Source organism: Rhodococcus sp. C1, from assembly GCF_020809065.1.
Taxonomy (GTDB): Bacteria; Actinomycetota; Actinomycetes; order Mycobacteriales; family Mycobacteriaceae; genus Rhodococcus_F; species Rhodococcus_F qingshengii.
The window spans coordinates 2,748,658-2,762,180 of sequence record NZ_CP078080.1 but is presented as its reverse complement, the minus strand read 5'-3'; the positions used below and the strand labels follow the sequence as shown (position 1 = coordinate 2,762,180).

Genomic DNA, 13,523 nt, shown 5'->3' with positions numbered 1-13,523 from the left:
CGAGTAGTGACCTCACGCGTAAAGACGGGTTACTTCGCGCAGCCACTGCCCTCGAACGCGAGCTTGGACGTATATTGCCCGTCCGGCAAATACTCTCCCATCACGGCCTTCTCGTCGCCGGGCGTCTTGGTATCGTGTGCAGCGTGGCTGAAGTCCTTGGCCGGCAGCATGTTCCGCATGATCAAGAGGGAATCGTCGGGATGCCCTGCGCCGTCACCGGCCGGCGAGAGCGAAAGCCATGACACCCCACATTCCTTCGTAGCGTTTGCGGGTCGGTCTTCAGGGAGCGACGCGACAATCGTGTAGCGACCATCCGCATCAGTGGCCATCTGCTCGTCGAACAGACACGTCGCTACCTTCGTCGTTGCCAGCGATTCATTGCTGCACATCGACCAGAACCGCATGTCGACTGCGCTGTCGAGATTCTTTGCGCCGCCTGTCGTCTTCGGAGTCCTCGGCAACTCTCCCCGAAGTACTAGAACTTCGCCGAACCCACGGTTGACTTCGGCGGTGACGTAGCTGTTGTCGATGTTGGAGTACTGCCCGCCCACCCGCTGGGGTGTGCCATCGCATTTGCCGAGATAGGTACAGCCGAGCGTGAACTCGGCGCTGTAGTACGCCCGCCAGACTGGTGTCTGCTCGGAAGGGAATGTCGCAGGCTTGCCCGGTTGGTCACGCAATGCCTTGTACGTGTCCAGCGGCAGCGAAGCCGGCTTCAAGATTCCGTTGTCCGCACCGACCGCTGAACACAGATCCTGCCCGCGCAACACCTGACCACCGGAAAGGTGCAGCTCTGGCTCCGGCAGTCCAACGCCGCCGGTGAGATCACGCCCGTTGTCCGGCAGGTAGATGCGATAAAGCAGGCTTATCCGGTCCTGACCTGGCACACCGGCATACAAGGTGTTGGGTTTCGGCTCAGCAGGCGAGGCCTCGTTGAGGACGGAAGCCGTGTACGACCTGGCACTTTCGTTCGATCGATCGGCACCGGGAAGATAGGTGTTGCGCGAACCTGCGTCGGGAGCTGTCGAAATGTCATTGAGGACGGCGGTCGGCATCGCGGTTGCCGCGTTGTACGAGTTCAACGACTGATAGCGAGCATGCGCATACTGCCCTCGGATAACCAACTCGGCGTTCTCGGGGATTGTGAACTGCGCAGCCCAGTAAATCGCCGCAGTGTCAGGAAAGGCGTAGTTGAGCTGTGGGTCCGCGCGCTCGGGATTGATCGGCACGGACCAGAAGCAGGTCGACACCGGATGCTCGACGTCCGGTCCGCCGGATCCGAAATCGACAGAACCAGATTCGGATCCGCTAGCCGAACCGGTTCCTGATCCGGATCCGCTCGACGAACCGAAATCGACAGATCCGACCGCCGGCGCGGCGACCGCGGACCCAGCCCCGGCAAATACAGTGATCGCGCTCAGCGCCACCGCAGCTACGAGTGTTCTTGATGAATGCATCGCGCTCCTTGTTAGATAGCTGACAAACAGTGATAGAACGATCTAGAGCGAGTACTCCCGGTCCAACGACGAGAGACCGTCACGAGGTCCGCACTCCGCACTACTACTTGGTGGGTTGAAAGTCGTTCGTCAGAGCGCCGCGAATCGCGTCGGTGTCCGACTGAGACCAGTTGTCGGGGTGCAGGATCCGCGCCCACATGTCCGCCGCCTCGGCACCGTAGTTGTGCCCGTGACCTGGCGGAACGTCCGCCGAGAAGACCATGTCGAGTGTCACCTGCCAGAATGTCACGAACGGTATCCACGTCATTCCCGGATCGACATCACGGCCGAGAGGCTCGGCAAGCCAGTCCGGCTTGTTCAGAAGCAGGTCGAAAGACCACCAGACAATTGGGTCGCTGGCGTGCTGCCAGTACACGACGCGTGAGTCGTTCCACGGCGCATCCAGTTCGAGATCCTCCGGATAGGCAGCGAAACGAATCGACTGCCCGTCGTCGATCACCGGCACGGCTTCCCGTGAGCCGGAGTCACGACTGCTGGTGATCTCCTGCCATTGAGCGGTGAAGTTCGGAGTCCCCGACCACAACGCCCCATCCACCCGCGTCGCCATGTCCTGTGCTCCCGCGAACGCGGCCTGTCCCCCGTACGATCCGAGGCTCTCGCCGAAAACGACAAGCTTGGGGCGCTTGTCGAGCGGCAGATCGATCCACTTCGCATAGACAGAGTTGAACAGCGCCCGGCCTGCGGCCATCGGGGTTTCGCGATCGGCGATGAATGCCAAAGGGCTGGGAAGGAACGAGTACTGCATCGCCGCGATGGCGGTATCGCCGCCCTGGACGTATTCGAAAGCGGACGCCACGTCGTCGTTCACCCAGCCGCGGCCGGTGGTGGTCACTACTGCCAGGACGGCACGGTCGAAGCCGCCGGTGCGCTCGAGTTCGTTGACGACCCGCTGCGCGACACCGTCGACGGAATCCGACGACTCACGGCCGGCGTACACGCGGATGGGTTGCTTCGCGTCCCGGCCGGTCAGCGCGGAAATCTGCACCGCAGACGGCCCGCTACCCATGAAAGTGCGACCCTCCTTGCCCAGCGAATCCCATGCCTCGGCAGACATGGGTGAACCACTGCGTTCGGCGATCAGAGGCTGGTCGATACCATCGGGCGTGTCGTTGTCCGCGCCGGAGAAACTCCAGTTCGCAAAAGCGATGAGCCCGTTGTAGAGGGCACCGTTGACGACGAAGATCGCCAACGCGAAGACGACGACCAAGCTCGCGACTTTCGCTGCTTCCTTGGGAACAAACCGCAGAGCAACGGCAGCGAGCCCTCTGGTGAGATGCCGCAGACCGCGACCCGCCTCCAACAAGATCAACCACACCACCAGCGAAATCAGCAGCACCAGAAGATAGTTCGCCCGGTTCACGCGAGGCGCCTCGACCAGATCACGGACGATCTGCTGCCACCACGAACCCAAGATCAGAAAAAGAGGCACCAATATCACTGCCAGTACGGCGAGTACGGCCCAACCGATCCGCTTGGTCCGGTCCGACCATCTCGGTTCGACTCCGCATTTGCGGATCATCCACGCCACGATCACACCGATGGCGTACCCGGTGGCGACGGAAATACCGGTTGCCACGCCCTGCAGGTACCACGCGCGCGGTAAGAGGGACGGGCTCATCGAGAGGACGAAAAACACCAGACCGAACGACAACCCGACCGAGTGCAGTGTCTTGCCGTAGCGCCGCACACCTTCCCACACACGTTTCATGCCCGAATCGTAAGTGCGCCAGAAAGATGAAATGCGCCTCTCATCCCTTTCGAATGAGGCGCGAACTACGTCGGTGGAAAGTGTTCGCTATTCCGCGTCATGCACCGAAAAGCTTCGACCCAACGGCAATCACGGACAAACACCGGTGGTGCGTTGACAGATTTCACACACGCGATTCCGCGTACACTGTGTGGGGTCAATCCACTCAGCACGTACAAATTCGGCGCGATTCTCATGGCGGCAAAACGAGGAAACCTACCGATCGAACTGAGCAGTTTCGTCGGTCGCCGGTCCGAGGCCAAAGAAGTCCGACGCCTGCTGTCGGACTACCGGCTCGTGACCCTTACGGGCCTGGGTGGGGTCGGCAAAACCCGCTTGGCGCTCCGTGCCGCCGATGATTCCTCTCGTGCGTTCCCCGGGGGCGTCTGGTTCGTCGACTTCAGCGAACTGCGGGAGCCGGCACTTCTCGATCAGACGATTCTTGCCGCACTCGGAGTACAAGACCGATCTACGCGGTCACCGCGATCGGTACTGATCGGCCGTCTCGTCGACGAACGTGTCCTGCTTGTTCTGGACAATTGCGAACACCTCATCGGCTGGGTGGCCGACACCGCCGCCGAACTCCTCCGGTGCTGTGCCCGATTGGCACTTCTGGCGACCAGCCGAGAACCGCTCGACATTCCCGGCGAGATGGTATTACGGGTGCCGCCTCTGCGATTTCCCACCGAGGCGCCGTCGCCAACCGACACCCGTGATGGTGATGCGATGATGCTGTTCGAGCAGCGGGCACGTTCCTCCGTGACGGACTTCCGCATCACCAGCGAGAACAGCGCGGCTGTGGAGAAGATCGTCCGCCGGTTGGAAGGACTACCGCTGCCGATCGAGTTGGCGGCTGCCCGACTGAGGGCGATGTCGGTCGATCAGATCCTGCAAAAACTCGACGACCGCTTCCAACTGCTGACGCGGGGCAGCCGGAACGCTCCAGCGCGTCAACAAACGCTTGCACAGAGTATCGACTGGAGCTTCGATCTGTGTACGCCGCCGGAGAAGTCGTTGTGGGCGAACTCGAGCGTATTTGCGGGTAGCTTCGATCTCGGGTCCGTCGAAGGAATTCTCGCCGACGAAGCACAGAACGACGACTTGGGCGATCTCGTGATGTCCCTTGTCGACAAGTCGATCCTCATCCGTGAACAAAACGGCTCGTACGTCCGCTACCGCCTACTCGAGACTCTTCGCGACTACGGGCGTGAACTGGTGTCAGTCGACGAGTGGGTCTCGCTGCAGCGCAGGCACAGTGAGTGGTTCAGGCAACTCGTCTTCCGCGCCGGAGTCGACTGGACGGGGCCGCACCAAATCGACTGGATGACGCGGATCGACCGCGACTTACCCAACGTGCGCACCGCGTTGGAATTCGGTCTGACCGAACCCGACTCGGTCGAAGCCACATTGCGTACCGCAAGTGCCTTGCATGATTACTGGCTTGCACGTGGTCGATTCAACGAAGGTCGCTACTGGTTGGGTCGCGCCCTGGCCGAGGTGCCCGAACTGACCGAGGGCACTCTCGGTGAGGCGGTAGTCGAGGCCGCCGCGACAGGCGCACTGCTGGCAGCCCTCCAACGAGATATCGCTTCGGCGACAAGCATTGCCGAAGAGGCTCGGCGACAGGCCGAGATGCAGCGGAACGACGACGGTCGCATACTGGCGCGGTACACGCTCGGATTCGTCGCGGTCGCCGACGGCGATCTCGTGCGCGGCGCCGAGTACCTGGAGCAGGCTGTCGCAGCATTCCGGGCAAACGACGACATCGCCCGTCTGGTACCCGCGCTCTACTGGTTCGCCTTCGTCGTCGACGCACTCGGCGAAACTGACCGGGCTGCAAGTATTTACGAGGAGGAGTTGGCCCTCACCGAATCGCGCGGCGAAATCTTGTGGCGGTCGATGACGATGTCGGACTACGGATCCGCCCTATGGCGTCATGGCAACCACGCTCGCGGTATCGAGCTACTCGAAGATTCTCTCCGATTGCTGCGAGGGCTGGGTAACCAGTTCGGATGTGCATGGTGCCTCGAGGAAATCGCGTGGACGCTTGTCGACCGGGACGCAAAGCTGGCAGCCACACTGATGGGAGCTGCCAACACGCTGTTCACCGCCACGGGCAGCCCGATGGACACCTTCAGGAGCATGGTCCCGTACCACGAAAACAGCGTGACCGAGGCTCGTAACCGGCTCGGAGACAGGGTGTTTCAAACAGCATTCGATCATGGACGAGCTCTGACTCTCGACGACGCAGCGGCCCGCGCGCTGAGAGGGCAACCGCCCGGTGGATCACCGAAATCGGCGGCCGACGAAGTGCTGACTCCGCGGGAGCAGCAGGTGGCCGAACTCGTCGCACAGGGCCTGACAAACCGAGCAATCGCGGACAAGCTGGTCATTTCTCAGCGCACTGTCGACGGCCACGTCGATCACATACTGAACAAACTGGGGTACGGCTCGCGCACCAGGATTGCGGCCTGGGTGCTCCAGCGCACAAACGACTTCCGCAACCCTTCGACCTCGTGACGGTCGGTGTCTTCGATCGATCGCGGCGCGGCGGGTAACCCGGCCGAATCCTGTCGCAAGAATCCGACCGTCGAAAGTTTTCTCAGCCTTCGTGATCAGCGAGAGTCCAGTGTCCTGCACCGCGCAGTTCGAGTTATCGATTGTGAAAAACGTCGAGAGTGCTGCGATGCCCGACGCTGACAATGATGCTGTCGGGCAGTTCACGGCGAAGGATGTCGTAGAGCGTGTACTCGAGGCCTTCGTCGATTCCGGATGTCGCCTCGTCGAGAAATGCGGTTCGCGGTCGGATCAGGAGGACTCGGGCGAACGCCAACCGTTGTTGTTCGCCCGGCGACAGAATTCGAGTCCAATCAGCCGGCTCGTCGAGCCGACCGATCAAATGTGCGAGATGCACCTCGGCGAGCGCGTCGTGGAGCCTGCGGTCGTCGAAGTTCGAGCGCCCGGTGTTCGGCTGACCTGAGGGCAACTGGTCCGGATATGCCAAACCCGCGCGCAGAGAACCCAATGGTAGGTATGGCCGTTGTGAGAGGAACAGGACGTCTCCGACCGGGGTGGTCACGGAACCGTTTGTGTACGGCCACAACTGCGCGATGCTGCGGAGCAGCGTGGTTTTGCCGCTACCCGACGGACCCTTCACCAGCAGTGCATCGCCGGGCCCCAGTGACATGTCGAGTTCGGAGATCAACGCCTCACCAACCGGCGTGCGCACGTCGAGTCCCCGAACAACCAAATGACTGCCAGCGGAGAACGCGTCGAGCACGGGAAGTGCGCGGGCACGTCGATTGGCATCGGCGAGCCCGGTCAAACGGATCAGTGTGGCCCGGAAACTTGCAAAATCGGCATAAGACTCTCGAAAGAACGACAACGAATTGTGCACCTGGCCGAATGCTTGAGCAGTTTGCATCACTTCGCCGAAAGTGATCTGCCCGCTGAACAATCGAGATCCCTGGACCAGAAACGGAAACACCACCGCTGTCTGATCCACTGCCAGATTGAAGCCACTGAACTTGAGCGTCCGGAAGACGATCGCCCACATATTGCGGATCACTGCAGCAAAACGTAGTCCGAGCGTGCGTCGTTCGACGTTCTCTCCGCGATAGAAGGCGATGCTTTCGCCGTACTCCCGTAGTCGAACCAACGCGTACCGGAAGCTGGCGCCGAGTTTCTCGTTCAAGAAGTTCAGCATGATCAAAGGCCGGCCGATCCAGAATGCGAGTGCCGTGGTCACCAACACGTAGGTGTAGACGAGAAAGATCATCGCTCGCGGAATCTCGGCACCGAAAACAGTCAAGGGACCGGACAGATCCCACAGGATCTTGGTGAAGCTGACGATCGAGACCATTGCGGCGACGGCGCCCATGGACAACGTGCGGGACGACGTCGCGAATGCGGTGATGTCTGCCTGAATACGTTGGTCCGGATTGTCGACCGGGTTCTCCAGGAAGTTTCCGCGATAGTAGGCGCGGCCGTCGAGCCAATCGTCGGTCAATGTGTCATTGAGCCAACTGCGCCAATTGATATCGAGTGTTTGGCCTACCAGGTAGACGACGAGTGAGCTAGCGACGTGGACTGCGGCCAATATCGCGAACACTCGCAGGTAGTGCCAGAAAGCGGTTTCGTCGAGGTTCTGAATGGCGTCGTAGAAATCCTTGTACCAGTACGAGAACAACACCGTCACGCGGACACCGAATATCGTGAGCAGCAGCAGTAACGCGAGAATCGACAGCGGAATGACGGTGCGCCGGGGATCGAAGTAGGGCCAAGCCATTCGCCGAAACTGGTTGCCCCAGAAGGTATACCGAGCAAGCAGCAGCGCGGTGACGACGAGAACCACTACCGTGATCGCATATGCCTCTGCCAACCACAGTGCGCTGTCCGTTACCGCGCTACCCCAATTCACCGTCTCCTCCGTCCTGGAGGGGAACTGACGATCACATATCGGTCGACAGCATTCGGTTCGCGATCCGCAATCCCGAGTCTTCCGCGGCATCCAATGCACGTGATTGCTCTGCCGTTATCCTGTCGCACACCCAATCCCAGTGCATCGTCACCACAGCGCCGGGGACGGGCATCGCCGCAAGCGCGTTGCCCTCGACCCTCCACCGCACTCTCTGCGTTGCCGGTCGGCCGCGTGCGAGTTGCTCACCGTCGAACTCGAGCGGGGACGAAACCACCAATGCATGCTCCTCGCCGACGTCCTCGACCACTCCCCATCTGATCCGGCAGTTCTGGAGGACGGACAGTGGGACCGCACCGCGCTTCCGAAGAAGCTTGACCCACGGATACACCAGAAATACGTGAAAACTGTGGTGCGCGAGCGCGCGGTCCCGACCCCCGAGGACGGGGAGGAACCCGGTGTTCTCGCGTTCACCGAATGCCCCCCTCAAGTGCTGTAACAACTTCCCCGAATCGAGAGAGTCGAGGAGATCACCTCCCACCCAATAGGCTTCGATCACTCGCGGATCCAGGGGGTCGTCGATGCCCGCTCCTACAGCCAATGCCTCGAGGTACGGCCACGCACCGTCGAATTGACGAGCGTGATCACGGTCGCCGCTGCCCGAGTTGCCGCTGGCCAGACGAAGCAGCACTGAAGGATCGTCGGGTCCGCAGTAACCCAACTCGTTCGGCGGATACGCGTAGCGGGCAAACAATGCCGGCCCGTTCATACCGACGGCAGTCATCAGCAGATCCGAGGAAGTTGTTCACCTGCCGGCAAATCCACTACCCGATTGCCTCCCAATGCCGTACGCGCCACCACCATTGTGCGATGTTCGGCCACGCACTCCCCGATCACGGCGGCTCCCACACTCAGTGGATTGCCGTGCATCGCTTCCAGAACCAGGGCGGCATCTTCGCGTGGAACGAAAGCGATCAACTTGCCCTCGTTTGCGACGTACAACGGATCCAAGCCGAGTAGCCCACAGGCGTCGCGCACGTCAGCGGGAATCGGCAGATCTCGCTCCACCAGCGCAACCCCGATGTTCGACGCCTGAGCGATCTCGTTGAGGGTCGCGGCGACTCCGCCCCGCGTAGGGTCGCGCAGGACGTGGATGTCGACACCGGTGGCAATCATGTCGGCCACCACGCCGTTCAGGGCCGCACAATCACTGCGCACTTCGGTCCCGAATTCGAGACCTTCGCGACAACTCATCACGGCCACGCCGTGAACGCCGATGTCGCCGCTGACGATCACGACGTCACCCACTTGTGCGCGAGTGGGGCTGATGTCCACCCCGTCTGCGACAATCCCGATTCCTGCGGTGTTGATGAAGACTCCGTCGCCGTGACCGGCATCGACGACCTTGGTATCACCTGTCACCAGCCGAACGCCGGCAACGTGCGCGGCCTCACCGAGCGCCTTCGCGATTCCCGCGATGTCGGTCAGCGCCGTCCCTTCTTCCAGGATGAATGCCGTCGACATCACCAATGGCTGCGCTCCCGCCATCGCCAGGTCGTTCACCGTTCCGTTGACAGCGAGATCGCCGATAGTTCCGCCGGGAAACACCATGGGTTTGACGACATACGAGTCGGTCGAGAACGCGAGCCGCACCCCGCCGACGTCGAATACGGCCGAGTCACCGAGTTCTGCATCGGCAGCGCTTCCGAACGAGGGCAGGAACAGGTGCTCGATGAGCTCGGCGGACATCGCTCCTCCACCACCGTGCCCCATGACGATGTTCGGCGAATCACGCAGCGGCAGTGGGCAGACCCACGCCGACAAGTCCACGACAGCGGTCTCCTCAGCCGGCATGACCCGCCTCCTGAAGTTCCAGGCGCCGGTACAGGTAGTACGCGGCGCACGCCCCCTCGGACGACACCATCGTGGCACCGAGCGGATTCCGCGGAGTGCATTCCTTCCCGAAGGCACTGCACTCGTGTGGCTTGATCAAACCTTGCAACACTTCTCCGGAACGGCAGACGCTCGACTCGTCAGTGTGGATATCGGTCACCGAAAAACGCTCTTCGGCATCAAAATACGCATACTTCGGTGCCAGCTGCCAACCGCTGTCCGGGATCGATCCGATGCCGCGCCACGTCCGGTCCGACACGGCGAACACATCCTCGAGCATCGCTTTCGCTGCGGTGTTGCCCTGCGCGGTGACGGCACGGGCGTAGGCATTTTCGACCTCGTATCGACCCGATTCCAACTGCAGCACCGTCTTTCGGATGCCCTCCAGCAGATCCAGCGGCTCGAATCCGGTGACGACGATCGGGACCTTGTACTTCTCGGCCAGCGCCGGGTACTCCGACGTTCCCATCACACTGCATACATGCCCGGCCGCCAGAAATGCCTGCACGCGGCACTCTGGCGAATCCATGATCGCGGCCATCGCCGGCGGGACCAGAACGTGCGAGACGAGTAGCGAGAAGTTCTCGATACCCAGGCGATTGGCCTGATAGACGGTCATGGCGTTGGCCGGCGCGGTGGTCTCGAATCCGATCCCGAAGAACACCACTTGCCGGCCCGGATTCTCCTTGGCAATAGTCAGTGCATCCAACGGTGAGTACACCACCCGCACGTCACCGCCGGCGCTCTTGATGCGGAACAGATCCGACGAACTCCCCGGAACTCGCAACATGTCCCCGAAGGAGCAGAAAATGACATCGGGTCTTGCCGCGATTTCGAGAGCTTTGTCGATGATCTCGAGCGGGGTGACACAGACCGGGCATCCGGGTCCGTGGATCATCTCGATCTGTTGGGGAAGTAATTGATCGATGCCGTGTCTGATGATCGAATGTGTCTGACCACCACACACTTCCATGATCGCCCATCGCCGTGTGGCCAGCGCACGGATCTGATCCAGCAGTTTGCCGGCCAGTTCCGGATCGGAGAACTCGTCCAGATATTTCATGATTCTTTCTCCTTCGGTTCGATCCCCGCGGCCCGGGCAGCCCTTTCGAACCCGTCACCGAATTCCTCTTCCAGTACGCCGAGGTGCTCGAATTCCGCCAGCGTGCTGCGAGCGGATTCCTCGTCGAGTCGCTGGATGGCAAATCCGACGTGCACCACGACGTACTCGCCGACTTGGGCGCCCGGAATGTACTCGAGGCACACTTCTTTTCGGACGCCACCGAAGTTCACCACCGACATCGTCGTTCCGTCGCGTTCCTCCAGGGACTCGATACGTCCCGGTACGGCTAGGCACATGACACAACTCCTGACCTCATGACGAACTCCCCACCAGCACTTGGCCGTAGGCGAGACCGCCGTCGTTCGGCGGCAACTCCAGTCCTGTCAACGGCGTGAATCCAGCGTCTGAGAGCAGAGCACACGCCCGAACGAGCAGTAGAGGGTTCTGAAAGACACCTCCGGTGAGTACTACCTCGTCCACTCCCGCCAGTTCCCGGCCACGAATTGCCCACTCGAGCACCAGGTGCGCTACGGATTCGTGGAAACGGGCGCCGATCACTTCAGCGGGCAACTTCTCCCGGAGATCGCGGACAACAGCCCGAATGACCGACCGCGGATCTGCTGTCCACGAATCGTCGTCCGACTGCGTCCAATCGAAGGTGTACCGCGAACCGGCGCTGTCGACTCCCCTCGACACCCCCTCCAACTCGATGGCAGCCTGCGCTTCGTAGTCGACCCTCTGACGGACCCCGGTCAGCGAGGAGACTGCGTCGAACAACCGCCCCATGCTCGAGGTGTCCACGCACCCGAAACCGGTTTCCATCTGGTGAAGTAGGACCGACTGCTCTCGGGGCGGACAGGCTGCCACGGGCGCGAGGTCGGATTCCCAGTCCAACCCGGCATGCCACAGGTGGGCGAGCGCCATTCGGTACGGCCGTTCCACTCCGGCATCGCCCCCGGGCAGCAGTACGTATCCCAGATGCGCGAGACGGCGATAACCCTTGTACGTCGCCAGCAGTAGTTCCCCTCCCCACACTGCGCCGTCCGCCCCGTAGCCGGTGCCGTCGAACGCTATTCCGAGAACTGGTTCGCTCCCGTCCCGGCCGTTCTCCCCCATCACGGAAGCCACATGTGCGTGGTGATGCCCGACGATGCGCACCGGTCGGTCACCACTACGACTGCGAGCCCACGAGGACGAGCGATACCGCGGATGCTCGTCACAGGCGATCTGGTGCGGCACCACCCCCGTGATCGATTCGAAGTGACTCTCCGACGCAGCAAAACTGTCGATGACAGCGAGGTCGCCCATGTCTCCGATGTGCTGACTCGGCCACACATATCCGTCCTCGGCAAGACAGAAGGTGTTCTTCAGGTCGGCCCCGACCGCCAAGGTAGGCGGTACGTCGAACGGCGCGGTGACGGGCAGCGGAGCATATCCGCGCGAGCGACGAAGCAACTGTCTTCCACTGCCGACTATTCGCATCACCGAGTCGTCACACGGCATCAAGATCGGACGGTTGTGGGTCAATACCCCGTCGGCCAGGTCACCCAATCGTTCGAGATCGTTGTCGGAGTACAGAATCGGCTCACCGCCGATGTTCGCCGATGTCATGACCAACACCGCTGGGCCCGCCTCTTCTCCGGCCAAACCCAGAAGAAGATGCTGAATCGGGTTGTAGGCCAGCATGATTCCGATATCCGGAATGCCGGGGGCAATCAAGGGGGAAAGCGCGTATCCAGACGCTTTGGCAACCAGCACAATCGGGCGCTCGCGCGAGGACATGGCATCAGCCTCGGCATCACCGACCACACCCAACTCTCTGGCTTCTGGCACATCGCGCACCATCACCGCCAACGGCTTGCTTGCTCGATGCTTGCGTTCACGCAACTCGTGAACCGCGCGGTCGTCGCGGGCATCACAAGCCAGGTGAAATCCTCCGATTCCCTTGACAGCAAGAATCTTCCCGTCTCGCAGTAGGGATCGGGCTCGTAGCAGTGCACCCTCACCGGTCACGGCGGGCGCGTCCCCTTCCACGAACGATAGCGTTGGACCGCACTGCGGGCAGGCAATCGGTTGCGCATGAAACCGGCGGTCGGCGGGATCCACGTACTCCGCCGCACAGTTCGCGCACAACGGGAATCGCTTCATCGTCGTAGCGGCCCGGTCGTAGGGCAGCGATTCGATGATCGTGAATCGCGGACCGCAGTTGGTGCAGGTGATGAATGGATGACGATATCGCCGATCGCTCGGATCAGTCAGTTCCCGGAGGCAGTCGTCGCAGATCCCGACATCCGCCGGCGCCAAGGTTCGCCCGACCGACCCCGCATCCGTCTCGACTATGCGAAACCCCTCACGACCAACCGGCCGCGAGTCCTCGCGCTCCACCGACTCCACCCGTGCCAGCGGTGGGGGGCGGTTTCGCACCCGAGCGACAAATGCATCGATTGTCTCTCCGTCGCCTTCGACGTCGATCACGACACCGAGAGCAGAATTTCCCACCGAACCCGACAGTCCCAGTTCGGTGGCGGTCGCATGGACGAACGGCCGGAAGCCCACCCCCTGGACTACGCCACGAACGATGACACGGCAGGCGATCTTCATGTCCCGACCTCGCCGTTACCAGTATCGGAGTCGACTACCTCACCGTCGTGGCCACCACGGCCCATCAGTTCGAGGCCGGCCCGAGCATGGCGAGCTCCCTGCTCGTCGACCTTCTCGACTGCAAAGCCCATGTGGATCACCACCCAGTCACCTGCCGTGACGGTGCCTTCGTCGAGCATTCCGATGTTGACCTTGCGTGGTGCCCCCTCCACGTCGACGAGAGCGAGTTGACCTCCGTATCCGTCCAGTAGCTCGCGTACCCGTCCCGGAATCCCCAGACACATG

Annotated in this window: 10 protein-coding genes; 1 reads left to right on the top strand and 9 read right to left on the bottom strand. The window is 61.7% G+C overall.

Annotated features, from left to right (window positions below; translation table 11 throughout):
• Positions 1-29 precede the first annotated feature (29 nt).
• Together KTR60_RS12780 and KTR60_RS12775 are read right to left on the bottom strand one after the other, a co-directional pair.
• Positions 30-1,457, bottom strand: coding sequence for a hypothetical protein (locus tag KTR60_RS12780; RefSeq protein ID WP_054827139.1), 1,428 nt, complete (start codon positions 1,455-1,457; stop codon positions 30-32).
• A gap of 103 nt (positions 1,458-1,560) precedes the next feature.
• Positions 1,561-3,225 carry an alpha/beta hydrolase gene (locus KTR60_RS12775; RefSeq protein ID WP_065352397.1) on the bottom strand — a complete coding sequence of 555 codons (1,665 nt, stop codon included), beginning with the start codon at positions 3,223-3,225 and terminating at the stop codon, positions 1,561-1,563.
• A gap of 153 nt (positions 3,226-3,378) precedes the next feature.
• Between KTR60_RS12775 and KTR60_RS12770 the strand changes: the two genes are divergently transcribed.
• Positions 3,379-5,784 (top strand): ATP-binding protein, encoded by a 2,406-nt coding sequence (locus tag KTR60_RS12770; protein ID WP_030535595.1) that lies wholly within the window; start codon positions 3,379-3,381, stop codon positions 5,782-5,784.
• Positions 5,785-5,917: 133 nt separating this feature from the next.
• On the opposite strand, the gene KTR60_RS12765 is transcribed toward KTR60_RS12770, so the two are convergent.
• The 7 genes from KTR60_RS12765 to KTR60_RS12735 are packed head-to-tail and all read right to left on the bottom strand — an operon-like array spanning position 5,918 to position 13,522.
• A complete protein-coding gene (locus KTR60_RS12765; protein WP_051720808.1) occupies positions 5,918-7,684 on the bottom strand; it encodes an ABC transporter ATP-binding protein/permease in 1,767 nt (588 codons plus the stop codon).
• A gap of 31 nt (positions 7,685-7,715) precedes the next feature.
• On the bottom strand, positions 7,716-8,465 hold the full coding sequence (locus KTR60_RS12760; protein WP_030535596.1) for a DUF6390 family protein: 750 nt from the start codon (positions 8,463-8,465) through the stop codon (positions 7,716-7,718).
• Positions 8,465-9,535, bottom strand: a complete 1,071-nt coding sequence (hypE, locus tag KTR60_RS12755) for a hydrogenase expression/formation protein HypE (RefSeq protein WP_007735089.1) — start codon at positions 9,533-9,535, stop codon at positions 8,465-8,467. The genes KTR60_RS12760 and hypE overlap by 1 nt, the downstream gene beginning before the upstream one ends.
• Entirely contained in the window at positions 9,525-10,637 is a 1,113-nt protein-coding gene (gene hypD / locus KTR60_RS12750; RefSeq protein WP_007735088.1) for a hydrogenase formation protein HypD, read from the bottom strand. Before hypD ends, hypE begins: the two co-directional genes overlap by 11 nt.
• Positions 10,634-10,933, bottom strand: coding sequence for a HypC/HybG/HupF family hydrogenase formation chaperone (locus KTR60_RS12745; RefSeq protein ID WP_030535597.1), 300 nt, complete (start codon positions 10,931-10,933; stop codon positions 10,634-10,636). Before KTR60_RS12745 ends, hypD begins: the two co-directional genes overlap by 4 nt.
• A 16-nt stretch (positions 10,934-10,949) precedes the next feature.
• Positions 10,950-13,238 carry a carbamoyltransferase HypF gene (gene hypF, locus KTR60_RS12740; RefSeq protein WP_050655148.1) on the bottom strand — a complete coding sequence of 763 codons (2,289 nt, stop codon included), beginning with the start codon at positions 13,236-13,238 and terminating at the stop codon, positions 10,950-10,952.
• The gene (locus KTR60_RS12735) at positions 13,235-13,522 is read right to left on the bottom strand and encodes a HypC/HybG/HupF family hydrogenase formation chaperone (RefSeq protein ID WP_007735086.1); all 288 of its coding nucleotides are present in this window, start codon (positions 13,520-13,522) and stop codon (positions 13,235-13,237) included. Before KTR60_RS12735 ends, hypF begins: the two co-directional genes overlap by 4 nt.
• Between the last annotated feature and the right edge of the window lies 1 nt (position 13,523).

Excerpts from the sequence above, each read along its gene's own strand:
- hypE (WP_007735089.1), bottom strand. The coding sequence starts at position 9,535 with ATGCCGGCTGAGGAGACCGCTGTCGTGGACTTGTCGGCGTGGGTCTGC.
- KTR60_RS12735 (WP_007735086.1), bottom strand. The coding sequence starts at position 13,522 with ATGTGTCTGGGGATTCCGGGACGGGTACGCGAGCTACTGGACGGATAC.
- KTR60_RS12745 (WP_030535597.1), bottom strand. The coding sequence starts at position 10,933 with ATGTGCCTAGCCGTACCGGGACGTATCGAGTCCCTGGAGGAACGCGAC.
- KTR60_RS12780 (WP_054827139.1), bottom strand. The coding sequence starts at position 1,457 with ATGCATTCATCAAGAACACTCGTAGCTGCGGTGGCGCTGAGCGCGATC.
- KTR60_RS12775 (WP_065352397.1), bottom strand. The coding sequence starts at position 3,225 with ATGAAACGTGTGTGGGAAGGTGTGCGGCGCTACGGCAAGACACTGCAC.
- hypF (WP_050655148.1), bottom strand. The coding sequence starts at position 13,238 with ATGAAGATCGCCTGCCGTGTCATCGTTCGTGGCGTAGTCCAGGGGGTG.
- hypD (WP_007735088.1), bottom strand. The coding sequence starts at position 10,637 with ATGAAATATCTGGACGAGTTCTCCGATCCGGAACTGGCCGGCAAACTG.
- KTR60_RS12760 (WP_030535596.1), bottom strand. The coding sequence starts at position 8,465 with ATGACTGCCGTCGGTATGAACGGGCCGGCATTGTTTGCCCGCTACGCG.